At 46.5% G+C, this 15,424-nt stretch carries 13 protein-coding genes; 5 read left to right on the top strand and 8 right to left on the bottom strand.

From position 1 onward, the window contains the following. Window positions 1–43: 43 nt before the first annotated feature. The 8 genes from fadE to cmoA all read right to left on the bottom strand — a co-directional run bounded on the left by fadE (window position 44) and on the right by cmoA (window position 8,406). Complete coding sequence (fadE, locus tag VT06_RS14055) at window positions 44–2,536, bottom strand: acyl-CoA dehydrogenase FadE (RefSeq protein ID WP_046554955.1); 2,493 nt, start codon at window positions 2,534–2,536, stop codon at window positions 44–46. A 274-nt stretch (window positions 2,537–2,810) separates the two neighbouring features. Further along, window positions 2,811–3,581 carry a DUF3108 domain-containing protein gene (locus VT06_RS14050; RefSeq protein ID WP_052750286.1) on the bottom strand — a complete coding sequence of 257 codons (771 nt, stop codon included), beginning with the start codon at window positions 3,579–3,581 and terminating at the stop codon, window positions 2,811–2,813. After that, window positions 3,565–4,215 carry a phosphoribosylglycinamide formyltransferase gene (gene purN / locus VT06_RS14045; protein WP_046554954.1) on the bottom strand — a complete coding sequence of 217 codons (651 nt, stop codon included), beginning with the start codon at window positions 4,213–4,215 and terminating at the stop codon, window positions 3,565–3,567. Before purN ends, VT06_RS14050 begins: the two co-directional genes overlap by 17 nt. An 8-nt stretch (window positions 4,216–4,223) precedes the next feature. Beyond that, the gene (gene purM, locus VT06_RS14040; RefSeq protein WP_046554953.1) at window positions 4,224–5,267 is read right to left on the bottom strand and encodes a phosphoribosylformylglycinamidine cyclo-ligase; all 1,044 of its coding nucleotides are present in this window, start codon (window positions 5,265–5,267) and stop codon (window positions 4,224–4,226) included. A gap of 75 nt (window positions 5,268–5,342) precedes the next feature. Beyond that, window positions 5,343–5,750 carry a hypothetical protein gene (locus VT06_RS14035; RefSeq protein ID WP_046554952.1) on the bottom strand — a complete coding sequence of 136 codons (408 nt, stop codon included), beginning with the start codon at window positions 5,748–5,750 and terminating at the stop codon, window positions 5,343–5,345. An 8-nt stretch (window positions 5,751–5,758) separates the two neighbouring features. Beyond that, the gene (locus tag VT06_RS14030) at window positions 5,759–6,646 is read right to left on the bottom strand and encodes a LysR family transcriptional regulator (RefSeq protein WP_046554951.1); all 888 of its coding nucleotides are present in this window, start codon (window positions 6,644–6,646) and stop codon (window positions 5,759–5,761) included. A 23-nt stretch (window positions 6,647–6,669) separates the two neighbouring features. Beyond that, the gene (cmoB, locus tag VT06_RS14025; RefSeq protein WP_046554950.1) at window positions 6,670–7,635 is read right to left on the bottom strand and encodes a tRNA 5-methoxyuridine(34)/uridine 5-oxyacetic acid(34) synthase CmoB; all 966 of its coding nucleotides are present in this window, start codon (window positions 7,633–7,635) and stop codon (window positions 6,670–6,672) included. A 45-nt stretch (window positions 7,636–7,680) separates the two neighbouring features. Beyond that, complete coding sequence (gene cmoA / locus VT06_RS14020) at window positions 7,681–8,406, bottom strand: carboxy-S-adenosyl-L-methionine synthase CmoA (protein WP_046554949.1); 726 nt, start codon at window positions 8,404–8,406, stop codon at window positions 7,681–7,683. 247 nt (window positions 8,407–8,653) lie between these two features. On the opposite strand from cmoA, the gene VT06_RS14015 reads away from it, so the two are divergent. The 5 genes from VT06_RS14015 to ruvA all read left to right on the top strand — a co-directional run bounded on the left by VT06_RS14015 (window position 8,654) and on the right by ruvA (window position 15,424). Continuing rightward, entirely contained in the window at window positions 8,654–11,536 is a 2,883-nt protein-coding gene (locus VT06_RS14015) for a transporter substrate-binding domain-containing protein (RefSeq protein WP_082122541.1), read from the top strand. 83 nt (window positions 11,537–11,619) lie between these two features. Then, entirely contained in the window at window positions 11,620–13,395 is a 1,776-nt protein-coding gene (gene aspS, locus VT06_RS14010) for an aspartate--tRNA ligase (protein ID WP_046554948.1), read from the top strand. 73 nt (window positions 13,396–13,468) lie between these two features. Then, on the top strand, window positions 13,469–14,212 hold the full coding sequence (locus VT06_RS14005; RefSeq protein WP_046554947.1) for a YebC/PmpR family DNA-binding transcriptional regulator: 744 nt from the start codon (window positions 13,469–13,471) through the stop codon (window positions 14,210–14,212). 2 nt (window positions 14,213–14,214) lie between these two features. After that, window positions 14,215–14,736: a crossover junction endodeoxyribonuclease RuvC gene (gene ruvC / locus VT06_RS14000; protein WP_046554946.1), complete on the top strand. Its 522-nt coding sequence runs from the start codon at window positions 14,215–14,217 to the stop codon at window positions 14,734–14,736. 70 nt (window positions 14,737–14,806) lie between these two features. Next, a complete protein-coding gene (gene ruvA / locus VT06_RS13995; protein ID WP_046554945.1) occupies window positions 14,807–15,424 on the top strand; it encodes a Holliday junction branch migration protein RuvA in 618 nt (205 codons plus the stop codon).

Raw genomic sequence — 15,424 nt, 5'->3', positions numbered from 1 at the left:
TGCCGGCTGGCAGGTTTTTTATTTTACGTTTTAAAATAGTTTATCAAGCTGCTTTGCTTTTGCTTTTAGCTTGCTCTTGGTTTAACGCATCGGCACCGTTTGGCTGTTGCGTTAAACTATTATCAGCTGCCAAATGGCCGGGTTCGAAGTCGTCAACATTGATAACAAACAAACGGCCTTCTTCAGCCAAGCATAATTTTGCAGCTTCTTCTTTACTGATCACTCCAAGCTTCAGGCCTAAATCAGCCACTTCATGCAGCCGGTAAAATGGCAGGCGCTTGTTAGCTGCTTTGCAGACTTTATCGAACAAGGGTTCAGCTGCCAGCACATCTAACAACACTTGCTCAACCCGGCCTAACTGGTTGCCTGGTTCATTCGTAAGGTATAAGTGAAGACCAAGACGAGAGCGGGCTTCGCATGGCGTTTGCATAATACGGGCAACTTGATGCTCCACTTGATCAGACGCTTTGCGTAAGGTACGGCCCCACGGGAATACTACCCGTTTTAATACAATACCCACTAAGCGGTTTGGAAAGTTGTCAAACAACTCATTTAACGCCAGCTGTGCTTTGGCCATATTATCTTCACAAGCCCATTGTACCAATGGTAAATCCTGCACCTGACGGCCTTCGTCGTTATAACGCTTTAATACCGCTGATGTTAAATATAGCATGCTTAATATGTCGCCCAGTCGCGCTGAAATGCGTTCACGGCGTTTTAATTCACCCCCAAGCGTGCCCATAGCAACGTCAGACATTAATGCTATAGCGGCGCTGAAGCGGTTCATTTGCTTATAATACTTAGCCGTTACATCGTTATAAGGTGCATGGCTAAATATGCCGCCAGATAACGATAACCAAAAGGTTCGGAAAAAATTACTGATAGCAAAACCAATATGGCCAAACAGGGCTTTATCAAACGCGGTAACAGCCGCACCCTGGTCATCTAACTGCGCAGCTTGTAATTCCGCTAATACATAAGGATGACAACGAATAGCACCCTGGCCATAAATGATCATATTACGTGTCAGGATATTGGCACCTTCAACCGTAATCGCCACCGGCGCGCCCTGATAACCCCGTGCCAGGTAGTTGTTAGGCCCCATACAAATGCCCTTACCACCGTGCACATCCATAGCATCATTAATGGCGATACGCATCCGCTCTGTCATATGGTATTTAGTAATGGCTGAAATAACCGATGGCTTTTCGCCCAGGTCAATAGCGCCAACTGACATAGTAGTCGAAGCGTCTGCCATATAGGCGTAGCCGCCAATACGGGCCATAACTTCTTCAACACCTTCCATTTTACCGATAGGCAGTTTGAACTGGCGGCGGATCCTGGCATATGCACCGGTTGCCATAGCAGCTGCTTTAATACCACCGGTGCTATTAGAAGGCAGAGTAATCGCCCGGCCAATTGACAAGCATTCCATCAGCATTTTCCAGCCTTGGCCAACCATTGGCGCACCGCCGATAATATAATCAAGCGGGACAAAAATATCATTGCCTTGAATTGGTCCATTTTGGAATGGCACATTTAATGGAAAATGACGCCGACCAATTTTTACTCCAGGTGTATTAGCAGGGATCAGCGCACAGGTAATGCCCAGCTCCTCTTTGTCACCTAATAGTTTTTCTGGGTCAAACAGTTTAAAGGCTAGGCCAATTACTGTGGCAATAGGGGCCAGCGTAATATAACGTTTATCCCAGGTCAGGCGCATGCCTAATATTTCTTTACCTTGCCATTCGCCTTTACACACTATACCAAAATCAGGAATAGCACCGGCATCAGAGCCTGCTTCAGGGCTGGTCAGGGCAAAACAAGGTACATCCAACCCTTTGGCCAGCCGTGGTAAATAATAGTTTTTCTGCTCATCAGTACCGTAATGTTGTAGCAGTTCGCCCGGGCCTAACGAGTTAGGTACACCGACAATGCTCGACAACATCATGCTTTTACTGGTGAGCTTTTGTAGCACACAAGACTGTGCAAAGGCGGAAAATTCCAACCCTCCATATTTCTTGGCGATGATCATCGCGAAGAAACCTTTGTTTTTAAGATAGTCATACACTTCAGGTGCTAAATCGGCACGTTCATGCGTACTGTGCCAATCGTCAACCATGGCCAGTAGCTCTTCAACCGGGCCATCTAAAAAAGTTTGTTCTTCCGCACTCAACCGTGGTTTGGGGAAGTTATGCATTTTGTGCCAATCTGGATTACCACAGAATAAATCGGCTTCCCACCAGGTGGTGCCGGCATCTATGGCTTCTTTTTCAGTTGTTGACATTTCAGGCATGATTTTCCGGAATAACCCTAGCACCGGCTTGGTAATATATTGCTGCCGGAAACTGGCGATATTAAGGGGCAGGGCTATCACTAAAAAAATCAACCACGTCGCCATACCAGCAGTATCGGTCAGGCTACCCACCACAAGTAAGCCAGCAATGGCGGCGGTAAACAAAGTTAAACTGGCCCGGTAATAAGCCAACACACCAATTGCCACTATTATGGCAAGTACTAAAACGAACACATTCATTGTATACTCCTGATAAGAGGTCAGACCACTAGCGATTAAGCTTAGAATGCTTTGCAATAAGTTGCAAGCACTATCCGACATTTCACGCAATGTTGTAGAAAAAATTTACATTTATTACAGACAATACGGTTAACGTTAGCAGACTGGCTCAGGCTAAACGAATATTGGCAATGATTACTGGCGAGAATATTAAGACTATAACGTTAAAATAAGCAGTGCACTGAGTTAGCAGCAGGCTGACAACTCAGGCATATAAGGCGGTAGCAGACGAAAGTTATTCAGCGGGACTGAATACAAGCTTGTTTAGTTGCACATCAAATTGTTCAACATTATCTTCACCGCGCCACAATCTTACCAGCATATAATCGAGTTCAGGTGCAACCCAGGCGTAAACTTGCTTTTCCGAATCGTCCATTCTGGCGATCCGTAAAGTACGAACGGTACCATAGGGTAAGGCGAGTGGCTCTTCCATTACCACCTTGTAGTGATAGGTTTTGTCATTACCATTGCGATTTAATACCTGATAAAAAAATTCTGTTTTACCGGCGCGTAAATCAAGAACCAGTTGCTGATGATAACTAAGCGGATCTAACCAATCTTCTTGCCAGTCAATCGCCTTCTTTTCCCGTTTTTTACCCACCAGTAATTGCTGTTCGGTGTGATCTAACAGCAACTCATAATGGCGGCTGGGCCCGCTACCTTTGCGACTCATCAAATAGTGCAGTGGTGTAACCTGGCCATCGTTAACGGTAAATTCACTGGTTTCTTGGCGTTTGTCGCTGAAAATAAGCCAGCTTATGTCACTGCTGTAGCCCATTTGATACTGACCATCATGGTAACGAAGAAATCGGTTGGCTGTACCATGACTTTTACCCGCACGGTAGACTACGTATTCTGCTGAAAATTGCAGGAATTGTGACTTATCAATTTGCGGCGTATCTACTGAAGTTGTGGGCTCGGTTTGAGCATAGGTTATTCCGGAATGAGCAAGCAAGCTGGTACAGAGTAATGACGCCAGCAGGCGCCATTTAAGTTTCGTCCTCATCGTTCGCATATCCTTGTTCTGACAATAATTTATTATCCAACCATGCTTCATCGCCGCGTTGTTGTAAACGATTTTGACAAAACCAGCGAATGACCAGAGGGTAAAGCTGGTGTTCCTGCTCATGCACTCGCGCTGCCACGGCTTTAACATCGTCTTCGGGAAATACTGGCACCTTAGATTGCAATATTACCGGGCCACCGTCTAGTTGTTCTGTGACAAAATGCACACTACAACCATGTTTGGTGTCGCCGGCATCAATTGCTCGTTGGTGCGTGTGTAATCCCTGATACTTCGGCAGCAAAGACGGATGAATGTTCAATAATTTTCCATTGTAGTGGTTAACAAAGCCAGCAGTGAGGATCCGCATAAAGCCGGCAAGTACCACCAGATCTGGCTGGTAACTGTCTATCAGCGACAGCAATTCTTTGTCATAGGCATCACGGCTGGCAACCTTTTTGTGGCTTAGCGCATGGTTGGCAATACCGGCATCAGCCGCGCGGTGTAAACCGTAAACTGCCGTTTTATTTGATATAACAGCCGTTACCCGCCCAGCGATAAAACCGCTGGCACAGGCATCGATAATGGCTTGCAGGTTTGAACCATTGCCGGAAATCAGTACTACAATAGATTTCATCAGCAACCTTACTCGTTAATAATGACTAAGGCTTCATCAGCTGAGGCAGCCTGTATTTCACCCAGATGCCAGGCTATTTCTCCGGCAGTGTGCAAGTTGGCAAGAGTAGCGTCAACGTGTGCCGCTGGCACCACCAGTAACATGCCAACACCGCAGTTAAAAGTGCGGTACATTTCATGGCGGCTAATATTTCCTTGCTGCTGTAACCAATTAAAAATGGCTGGCCATTGCCAGCTATGGCCATTAATAACCGCTTTGGTATTGGCCGGTAGTACCCGTGGAATATTTTCCCAGAAACCACCACCGGTAATATGACATAGCGCATGAACTGGCATTTGCTTGATTAATGCCAGCAGGTTTTTCACATAAATACGGGTTGGCTCCAGTAGATGGTCTGCCAAGCTTTTACCTTCAAGTAAGGTGTCGGCAGATTGGCCGCTGACGTCCAGCACCTTCCGAATTAATGAAAAACCGTTAGAATGCGGGCCTGAAGATGCTAAAGCAATAAGTTGATCGCCGGGTTTAACTTTGCTGCCATCAATAATATCGGCTTTTTCAACTACGCCAACACAAAAGCCTGCGATATCATAATCGTTACCATGGTACATGCCTGGCATTTCAGCGGTTTCACCACCGACCAAGGCACAACCTGCTTGCACACAGCCTTCGGCGATGCCCGCAACTACTGCTGATGCGGTATCTACGTCCAGTTTGCCGGTAGCATAGTAATCTAGAAAAAATAACGGTTCAGCACCTTGCACCACCAAATCGTTGACGCACATGGCAACTAAATCGATGCCGACGCCATCATGGCGCTTTAAATCCATGGCTAAGCGTAATTTGGTGCCTACGCCGTCAGTACCTGATACCAGTACTGGTTCTTTGTAACCTGCTGGAATTTGACATAAGGCGCCAAAACCACCTAAGCCTCCCATGACTTCCGGACGGGTAGTGCGTTTTACCGCACCTTTGATCCTCTCTACCAGGGCATTTCCGGCGTCTATGTCAACTCCGGCGTCTTTGTAGCTTAAAGATGTGTTGTGTTCGCTCACGGCTTTCCTCGAATGGCTAGGTTGGTTGGCAGTTTGGCGCGTATTTTACCTGCTTAATCACGCCGACAAAAGCATTTACTGCATGGCATTTGCTGCAGCTTGCTTAATGTAGTCTGCGGTACTAATGCTATTGTCTTGAGTGATCTTGTGATAACACACTGATGCAAATGGAAATTCTTTATCAGATAATTGCACACTGATATAGGGCGCAGCGTTATCAGCGGTATTGTTTAGCCAAAATCCACCATAGTTTGCGATAAATACTTCGCCAATATAAGCACCAAGGATATTACTCAGGGTAAATAACAACTCAGCAGAATGGCGTTGTTGTTGCTGTTGCTGGTGTAAGGTTGCCAGCACGGTATCTATCTGCTCTAAACTGGCCAGGCTAAAATCAAGTTGTTGCTGATGTTGCTCAGCAACATAGCTCACCGCATCGTTGGCGGCGCCTTGCATTAGCGTTGATATTTCATTAGGTTGCATAGGGATCCTTATTTGCGATGTTCAGCCAAAATTAACTGGCGTAATTGTTTGCTACCGGGCCCCAGTGTTTCTTCCTGAGGGGTTAATAGCGACATAGGGACTACTCGCTCTGAACTATTTTTCAGTTGTAACTGCACCAGGTCGCCTTTTGCTAATGCCTGAGCTGCTGTGAAATCGGGCAACCAGCAAAAGCCCAAGCCTAGTTGCAGTATGTCAATGGCTTCGCTGAAATTGTCGACCGTCCAGCGCTGTTCTGCTTTTAACCAGCCAATATTTTCCAGCGGTTTTTGGGCAGTATCGCGGATCACTATCTGCAAATATTGGCTTAGTTGGCTTTGTTCCAGCAAAGGATGCGTTGCTAACTCATGGCTGACACCGACTACCGGAATAAAGCGGCTAACATACAAGGGTTCGCCCAGGTAGCCTTTGGGCACAGAGCCGGCGATAACTAAATCAGCTTTTTTCGAAATGATAATTTCACTGGTACCGGTGAGTACAGTGTCAATTATTTGTACCCGGCTACCGCGGCTTTGCGGATAAAAAATCTGTAGTGCCCGATACAAATACTGTTTTGGATAAGCCAGTTCAACGGCAATGCGTATTTCTGGCTCCCAGCCTTGTTCAATATTATCGGCCAGCAGCTCCAGATCTTCAATTTGCTGGGTTAACACCCGCGAACGGCGCAGCATTACCGCACCGGCATCGGTTAATCTGGCTTTGCGGCCAATTACTTCGAGTAACTCTACCCCTAATTGCGATTGCAGCTTGGCTACCGCGTGGTTAAGTGAAGATTGGCTCTTATTTAGTAACCCAGCGGCCTGCGCATAACCACCGGCATCAACTACCGCTTGCAAAATACGCCATTGTTCCAGAGTTGATTTAGGGCGGTACGGCATAGATGGCCAGGTCCTGTGTGGTATTACGCGGTAGCGATGATCACCGCACGTTGCGGTGCCGGATAACCTTCAATCGTTTTACTATGGTCAGTCGGATCGAGAAAATCAATTAAACTTTCATTTTCCATCCAGCTGGTAGCGCGTTGCTCATAAAGCGTAGTGGTATTTACATCAACTACTTTCGGATTTTTAAAGCCCAGTCGCTGCAACCAATGGCATAGAGCGGCGGTGCTGGGAATAAACCAGACATTGCGCATTTTGGCATAGCGTTCACCCGGTACTAAAACCGTATGCACATCGCCGTCAATAACCAACGTTTCCAAAATCAGTTCTCCGCCCGGGCGTAATTGCTGCTTTAACTGCTGCAAAAAATCAATTGGCGAGCGCCGATGGTAAAGCACGCCCATCGAAAATACGCTGTCAAACTGGCCAAGGGCGGGCATATCATCAATACCTACTGGTATAAGGTTTACGGCGGTATCGGGATTAAAGTGTTTTATTGCCTGAAACTGGGTGTAAAACAACTGCGATGGGTCAATACCTACTACAAAAGCGGCACCGGCACCGCGCATTCGCCACAAATGATAACCACTACCACAACCGACATCCAGCACGTAGCGGCCTGTTAGTGGGCTAATATGCGGTAGCAGCCGGTTCCATTTAAAATCCGAACGCCATTCCGTGTCAATGGCAATGCCATGAATGTTAAAAGGCCCTTTACGCCAGGGTTTTAGCTGTTGTAACAGGAAGCGGATACGTTCTGCTTCACCTTCGCTGATATCATTAGCGGCACCAAACTGCACCGTATTTACTACGTCAACAACACTTACTGGTGTAGCGGGTAAATGCGCAATCACCTTCTGCCATTGTTTAAAATCGCCATGTAATGCCTGTTTTTGCCAATCAGCCAGCTGCGCTGGTAAGGTGTTTAACCAGCAATGCAACTTATTGTTGGCTAGTGCAGCGTAAAAAGGGGTGAAATTGAGCATGGGTGATCCCTTACAGCAGTGGCAAATAAAATAGCACAGGCTTAGCTACTTAATCGCGAGCATGGAACAAAAATTAAAGCATTGAAACCACAGGCTGGTTTCGCTAAATCCGGCATGTTGCAGCCGCTGCTGATGTTGTGCCAGCGTATCTGGTTTCATCACGTTTTCCAGCGCTGAACGTTTTTGGCTTATTTCCAGCTCACTGTAGCCATTAGCACGTTTAAAATCGAGATGTAAGTCAACCAGTAACGCATTGGTAATAATGCTATGAGCAACAAATTTTTCGGATAAAATCAACAACCCGCCGGGCTTTAAGCCTTGGTATATAGTGTTAATCAGGGCATCACGATGCTCTGGAGCCAAAAACTGCAGTGTAAAGTTAATTACCACTACCGCCGCATCCTGAATGTCAATATCGCGAATATCGGCTAGCTTTAAGCTTAGTGGCACGTCTGAGCGAAAGGCTAACAAATGCCGCTCGCACCGTTCCAGCATGGCGTGACTATTATCAACGGCAATAAGGTGGGCTCCCGGCATACTGATATTGCGGCGCATAGCCAGACTAGCTGTACCGAGCGAGCAGCCTAAGTCATAATAATTACTGTTTGGTTGCTGGAAGTGAGCGGTTAATTTACCAATAGTCTGAATAATAGTGTGATAACCCGGAATAGACCGCTGGATCATATCGGGAAATACTTCCGCGACGTGATCATCAAATCGAAAATCCTGGATCTGAGCTAAAGGTTCGGCATAAATATGATCTTTTTGCATAAGCGTGGTTACCAGCACAAAGCGATAAAGCGCTAAGATTAGCGCGTAGAAGAACTAAAAAGCATTTTACCTTAAATGTTGCTAAGCGCCAAAAACAAACTTGCCGCCTGGTAATTCGTGGTAGCTATTTTTTTAAGCTAAATGGTCAATATGCAGCAGGTAATAGGCGTTGCACAACGAAGCAACTTCTTGACCAAAGCATACAGGCAGAGTACAACGATGACAGGTTAGTCTGAATTTTGAATCTATGATTGCACGAATACTTTCATATGGTATTGCCCTGTTGTTTAGCGTTGCGCTTGCCACTTATACCACTACTACTGTCAGTGCTGAACAGATTGACAGTGCTGAAAATACTAAAAGTGCTGCTGCAAGTGCGACGCTTCACACATTAACCGTTGCCCTTAGTAACGATACTTACCCTTATATGTTTGTCAACCCGCAAGGACAACCGGACGGCCTTATTGTTGATTTTTGGCGGGAAATTGCTACTCAGCAACAGTTTGACATTGAATATATTATGGCGGACTGGCCTGAAACAGTCGCATTATTAGATGCCGGTAAAGTAGACATGCATGGCGGCATGGCCTACACCGAACAACGGGCCAAAGATTACATTTTAAATAGTATTAATATCACGATTTACAGTAATGTCTTTGTGCACCGGGACGTGTTGCGGGTGCACACCTTGGCAGATTTATCACCCTATGTAATTGGCGTGGTAGAGAACTCTAGCCATGTAACAACGCTGGCCCGGTTACTGCCAAATACGCCACTTCGGCCATTTGCAAGCGTTAGCCATATGTATGATGCCGCCTTGGCAGGAGAATTAAAAGCGTTTGCCGTGCTTGACCGCTTACCGCCGCGCTACCCGGCTTACCAGGAACTGGATAATCAATTTCCGCTGTATCAAAAAGTACCGTTAGAGGCGATAAATTTAGTCTATGCCCTGCCATTGCACTCTGAACTTAGCGATATACTGACACAATACACGGCAGCCATACCAGCCGAGCGTATAAACGAACTAGAGCGCAAATGGTTAGGGTTTCAGGTAGACGATGACGCTACTTTGTTACTAGGTTTATCAGTGCTAAATCAGCCTTATATGCACGTTTCTGCACAAGGTGAGGCAGCCGGTTTACTGGTTGATTTATGGCGGTTGTGGTCAGAAAAAACCGGAACTCGTATTGCTTTTGTGCCTCATAACTCAGCCATCAGTTTAACCAATTTAGCCAATAAACGGATTGATGCCCATATTGGCTTTCCGGCAGGTGACAACCTTAGTCCGCAGTTAGCAAAGGCTTACCACATTTACAGTTTTGCCACGGCTTACTTTACCTTGCGGTCCCAAACGCCGTTAGCGCTTGACCGTAATACCAGCGCTAACATTGGGATCTTTAGTGCTGCCACTTATTTGACAGAGCTGCAGCAGTTATACCCTAAAATTAACTTTATTCGTTACGCCTCGCACGAAGATTTAACCAAGGCAACCATAGACGGCGACATTAACGGTTTTTTTGGTGCGGAGGCAGTAATGGAAGCCCGGCTTAAACAACTTAATCTATGGGAAGATTTTGTCGCCTTTCCAACCCTGCGCTTGTTTTCGCCCCTATATATAATAGTGAACCGCGACAATAAAGCACTCGCGGCCAGTATTACCGATGGCTTTAATCAAATTAGCCTGGCTGAGCTGATACAAATTGAGCAAAAATGGATTACCTTGCCAGAGCATAGTTACTTTGCTGACTATAAAAATAAAATACCGCTTACCCTTGATGAGCGTGCCTGGCTTATTGCACATAGCCCGTTGCGGGTTGGGTTGGTTAATAACTGGCCGCCAATGGAGTTTGTCGATGAAGACGGCAATATTTCAGGAGTTAGCCATGATATTTTGCAAATTTTGGCCAGCAGGTTAGAGCTGCAGCTTGACCTGCAAACCTTTGACAACTTTGATGAGATGCTGACTGCTTTAGAGAATCGACAACTCGATTTTATTGCTCACGTCTCTCCACAAGCGGGGCGGGAGGCGTTTGCCCGCTTTACGGAACCCTTTTGGTCAGTAAGATGGGCGGTTATCAGCCATATTAACAGTGATAATATTTCACAAGCGAATCAGCTGCGTACCAAACGAGTGGCTATTTTCCGTGATTATCAGCTGGCACAGCATTTAATAGACGTGGTACCTGGTGTACAAGTGGTAGAGATCAGTGAGTTAAAGGATGGTATCCGCTTGCTGCAGGACAATAAAGTAGACTTTGTATTAGATTCTATTGAAGCCGGCAGCTGGGCGCTAAAACAAACCAGCTCCATTAATTTACGCATGCAAATAATTGATGATTTACCTGATTATCCTTCTTTGCTGGCGGTGCGAAGCGATTATACGCCCTTGGTAACTATTTTAAATAAGGGCCTGCGTAGCATCGGTATGCCTGAGCGTGAACAGATTTATCAGCGCTGGTTTGACTTTGAAATTACCCAAGGGGTTGATCTTATCAGGTTACGCCAAATTATTTGGCAGGTTGTTGCCGTTAGCTTGTTATTTTTAGCGGTATTTATCATCTGGAATTTATTTTTACGTCGTGAAGTAGGTTTACGCCGTAATGCGGAACAAAAAATGCGCTTTATGGCAACCCATGATGACTTAACCGGCTTACCTAATCGCACTTTAGTTAAAGAGCGGCTTGAACAAGCGTTAGCGCAACATAGCCGGCATAACGAAATATTAGCCGTATTGTTTCTTGATTTAGATGGGTTTAAAGAGGTTAATGATAGCCATGGCCATGCTGCAGGCGATGAGCTGTTACTGAAGCTTTCAGTGGTGCTGCAAGATTGTGTCCGCAAAAGCGATACGGTTGCCCGTTTTGGTGGCGACGAGTTTGTGTTGTTGTTGACGGGGTTGCTGCATCGGGATGATGCCGCTATTGTTGCCGAGAAAATACTGTTTCAGTTACAACAACAACTGCATTTGTCGTTTGCTGATGTCAATGTCGGCGCCAGTATTGGTATCGCTATTTATCCCTATGATGGTACGGATGGCAGCACGTTGCTAAAACAAGCCGATAAGCAAATGTACCAAGCGAAGCAACAGGGTAAAAACGGCTATAGCTTCACCGAACAAGAGTTTTCTTGAACGGGCAGTGACATTAAGCGCTATTTCTATATAATTGGCGGTCATTTTACGGCGGCTGGCCAAAGAGATAGAAGGAAGGGTTAATGCGTAGCCATTACTGCGGTTTATTAAATGTTGAACATGTTGGGCAACAGGTATCATTGTGTGGCTGGGTTAACCGGCGCCGGGATTTAGGCGGCGTAATTTTCATCGATTTACGTGACCGTGAAGGGATGGTGCAGGTGATCTGCGATCCTGATCTAACCGAGTTATTCGATCTTGCCTACACCCTTAGAAATGAATTTTGTATTCAGGTAAAAGGCGAAGTACGCGCCAGACCTGCCACTCAAATTAATACTGATATGGCAACCGGTGCAATAGAAGTGCATGCCGCTAGCTTAATCATTTTAAATAAAGCTGCACCATTGCCACTTGATTTTAATCATGAAAACAGTGAAGAGCAGCGGTTAAAATATCGTTATCTGGATTTACGCCGGCCGTTAATGAGCGAACGCTTAAAGTTTCGGGCTAAAGTAACCAGTTTCGTGCGTAACTTCATGGACAATAATGGTTTTCTAGATGTTGAAACACCCATTTTAACCAAAGCTACCCCAGAAGGTGCCCGTGATTATCTGGTGCCAAGCCGCACGCACAAAGGCCAGTTTTTTGCCTTGCCGCAGTCACCTCAGCTGTTTAAACAATTGCTGATGATGTCGGGGCTAGACCGCTATTATCAAATTGTAAAATGCTTCCGTGATGAAGACTTACGCGCAGACCGTCAGCCAGAATTTACCCAGATTGACATCGAAACCTCTTTTATGAGCGCCGAGCAGGTAATGGCCGTTACCGAGCAAATGATCCAGCAGCTATTTAAGCAACAATTGCAGGTTGACCTTGGTGAGTTCCCGCAGATGACGTATCACGAGGCTATGCGGTTATACGGTTCAGACAAACCTGATTTGCGAAATCCAATGCACTTTGTCGATATTGCCGATCTGGTTAAAGAGGTTGAGTTTAAAGTGTTTTCTGGCCCAGCAAATGATGCCAAAGGCCGGGTAGTCGCATTAAAAGTGCCAGGTGCTGCTGATAAAGTATCGCGTAAAGATATTGATAACTATAGCAACTTTGTTGGCATTTACGGCGCTAAGGGTTTGGCTTGGCTGAAAGTTAACGACAGCAGTGCCGGTTTAGACGGCGTGCAATCACCGGTAGCCAAGTTTTTAACCGCCAATATTGTCAATAGTATTATTGAGCGCACCGGCGCAGTTAATGGCGATATGATTTTCTTCGGTGCCGATAATTACCGGGTGGTATGCGAAGCCATGGGTGCGTTGCGGCTAAAACTGGGTGACGATCTGGCCCTTACTGTACCTGGCTGGAAACCGTTATGGGTAGTCGATTTTCCAATGTTTGAGGAAAATGACGATGGCAGCCATGCTGCTGTGCACCATCCTTTTACGTCACCGCTGGACACTGCGGCGTTTTTATCCACAGCAGTGGAGCAGCTTGACCACGCCAACCTGTTATCTAATGCCTATGATATGGTGCTAAACGGCACAGAATTAGGCGGTGGCTCAGTGCGTATCCACAGCGCAGACGTGCAAGCCAAGGTCTTTAAGTTACTGGGTATAAGCGATGATGAAGCTACTGAGAAATTTGGTTTTTTACTCGAAGCGCTAAAGTTTGGTGCACCGCCACATGCCGGTTTGGCGTTTGGCCTGGATCGTCTGGTAATGCTGATGACCGGAGCCACCTCAATTCGTGATGTGATGGCTTTTCCAAAAACGGCAACTGCAGCCTGTCCGCTAACCGACGCACCGGGTGTAGCCAATGCGGCGCAACTGGCTGAGCTAAGTATTCAGGTAGTCAGTAAACAGTAACATCGAATATCTTGTGTTATTGCGGTAGCCTACTGCTGCCGCAAGCAAGTTGTCTGTCAGCGAGGAGTTAAGTATGGCCGGCCATAGTAAATGGGCGAACATGAAGCATCGCAAAGCCCGCCAAGATGCCAAAAAAAGCAAAATATTCACTAAAATTATTCGCGAGCTGACGGTGTCTGCCCGCATGAATCCTGACGTTAGCATTAACCCCCGGTTGCGGCTGGCAGTAGACAAAGCGTTATCAGAGAACATGACCCGTGACACCATTGACCGGGCAATAAAGCGCGGTGCTGGCGCAACCGAAGGTGAAAATTATGAAGAGCTGGTTTACGAGGGCTATGGCCCCAGTGGCGTAGCTATTATTGTTGAAACCATGACCGACAACAATAAACGAACAGTAGCCGATGTGCGCAATGCCTTTACTAAAAATAACGGTAATTTAGGTACGTCGGGTTCAGTAGCATACTTGTTTGCCCGGCGCGGTGTGTTGCTGTTTGCGCCCGGTATTGATGAAGATGCCTTACTTGATGCGGCGCTGGATGCCGGCGCCGAAGACGTGCAAAACCACGACGATGGCAGTATTGAAGTTTTTACCAGCCCAGAGCAGTACAACGATATTAAAGACCGCTTATTAGCGGCTGGTTTTACTGCAGATAATGCAGAAATTGATATGATCCCGTCTATTCGAGCACAGATTGACGCTGATAATATTGGCCGGTTTTTTAAACTTATCGATATGCTGGAAGACTCAGACGACGTGCAAAACGTTTATCACAACGGCGAAATAAGTGACGAGCTGCTTGGCGAGCACCGCTAACCGTGAATATTATTCTGGGGATTGACCCAGGTAGTCGCTTAACCGGATATGGTGTGGTTCGCCAACAGGGCAATAAATTTATTTATCTGGCCAGTGGCTGTATTCGCCTTGGTACCGATGCGTTACCTGAGCGCTTGTTAAAAATTTTTAATGGTATTTCAGAAATTATTAGCCAAACGCAGCCTACAGTATTTGCCATTGAACAAGTTTTTATGGCACGTAATCCTGACTCTGCCTTAAAACTTGGCCAGGCCCGGGGCGCCGCTATTGTTGCCGCAAAATATGCCGGGCTGGAGGTGTTTGAATACTCAGCACGCCAGGTAAAACAAGCGGTAGTAGGCACCGGGGCGGCTGATAAAGCGCAGGTACAACATATGATTCGTTCGCTATTACAGCTCAGTGCCAGCCCTCAGGCCGACGCCGCCGATGCGCTTGCAGTGGCTTTGTGTCACGGGCATACTCAACAAAGTTTGGTGGCGTTGGCGGGGCAGGCCAGTAAAACCGTGCGTCGACGCTTGCGCTAAGCGTCATAAAACCGCGCTGCACATAGTATAATAACCAGCAATACGCTTAATAACGCAGAAGAAGAGCCTGATGATTGGACGTCTACAAGGGGTGTTGCTGGAGAAGCAGGCGCCGGATATTTTACTGGATGTAGCCGGAGTAGGTTATGAAGTGCAATTGCCACTAACCAGTTTTTACCAGCTACCGGAACCGAATAGCCAACTAACTATTTATACGCATTTTGTGGTGCGCGAAGATGCGCAATTACTTTATGGCTTTATTACCCGCACTGAGCGAAGCTTGTTTCGGCAGTTAATTAAAGCCAATGGTGTGGGGCCAAAGCTGGCGTTAACTATTTTATCTGGTATGACGGCTCAGCAATTTGTGCACTGTGTGTTGCACGATGAAATAAGCGTGCTGGTAAAACTGCCAGGCGTGGGCAAAAAAACCGCCGAGCGGCTGGTTATTGAAATGCGCGATCGCTTAAAAGACTGGGGCAGTAGTGCCACACCGGTAACCGATAAGCTAACCCTGGCTGGAGAAGATGCATTATTTGCACCGCCTGCCAGTGCAGAACAAGATGCAATAGGCGCCTTGCTGGGACTGGGGTACAACCAGGCACAAGCCAGTAAAGCAGTTAAGTTAGTAAAACGAGCCGACATGAGCAGTGAGCAACTGATCATGGCCGCCCTTAAAAGTATGATATAG

It is taken from the genome of Arsukibacterium sp. MJ3, from assembly GCF_000987765.1.
Taxonomy (GTDB): Bacteria; Pseudomonadota; Gammaproteobacteria; order Enterobacterales; family Alteromonadaceae; genus Alishewanella.
This window is presented reverse-complemented; position numbering and strand designations above follow the sequence as displayed.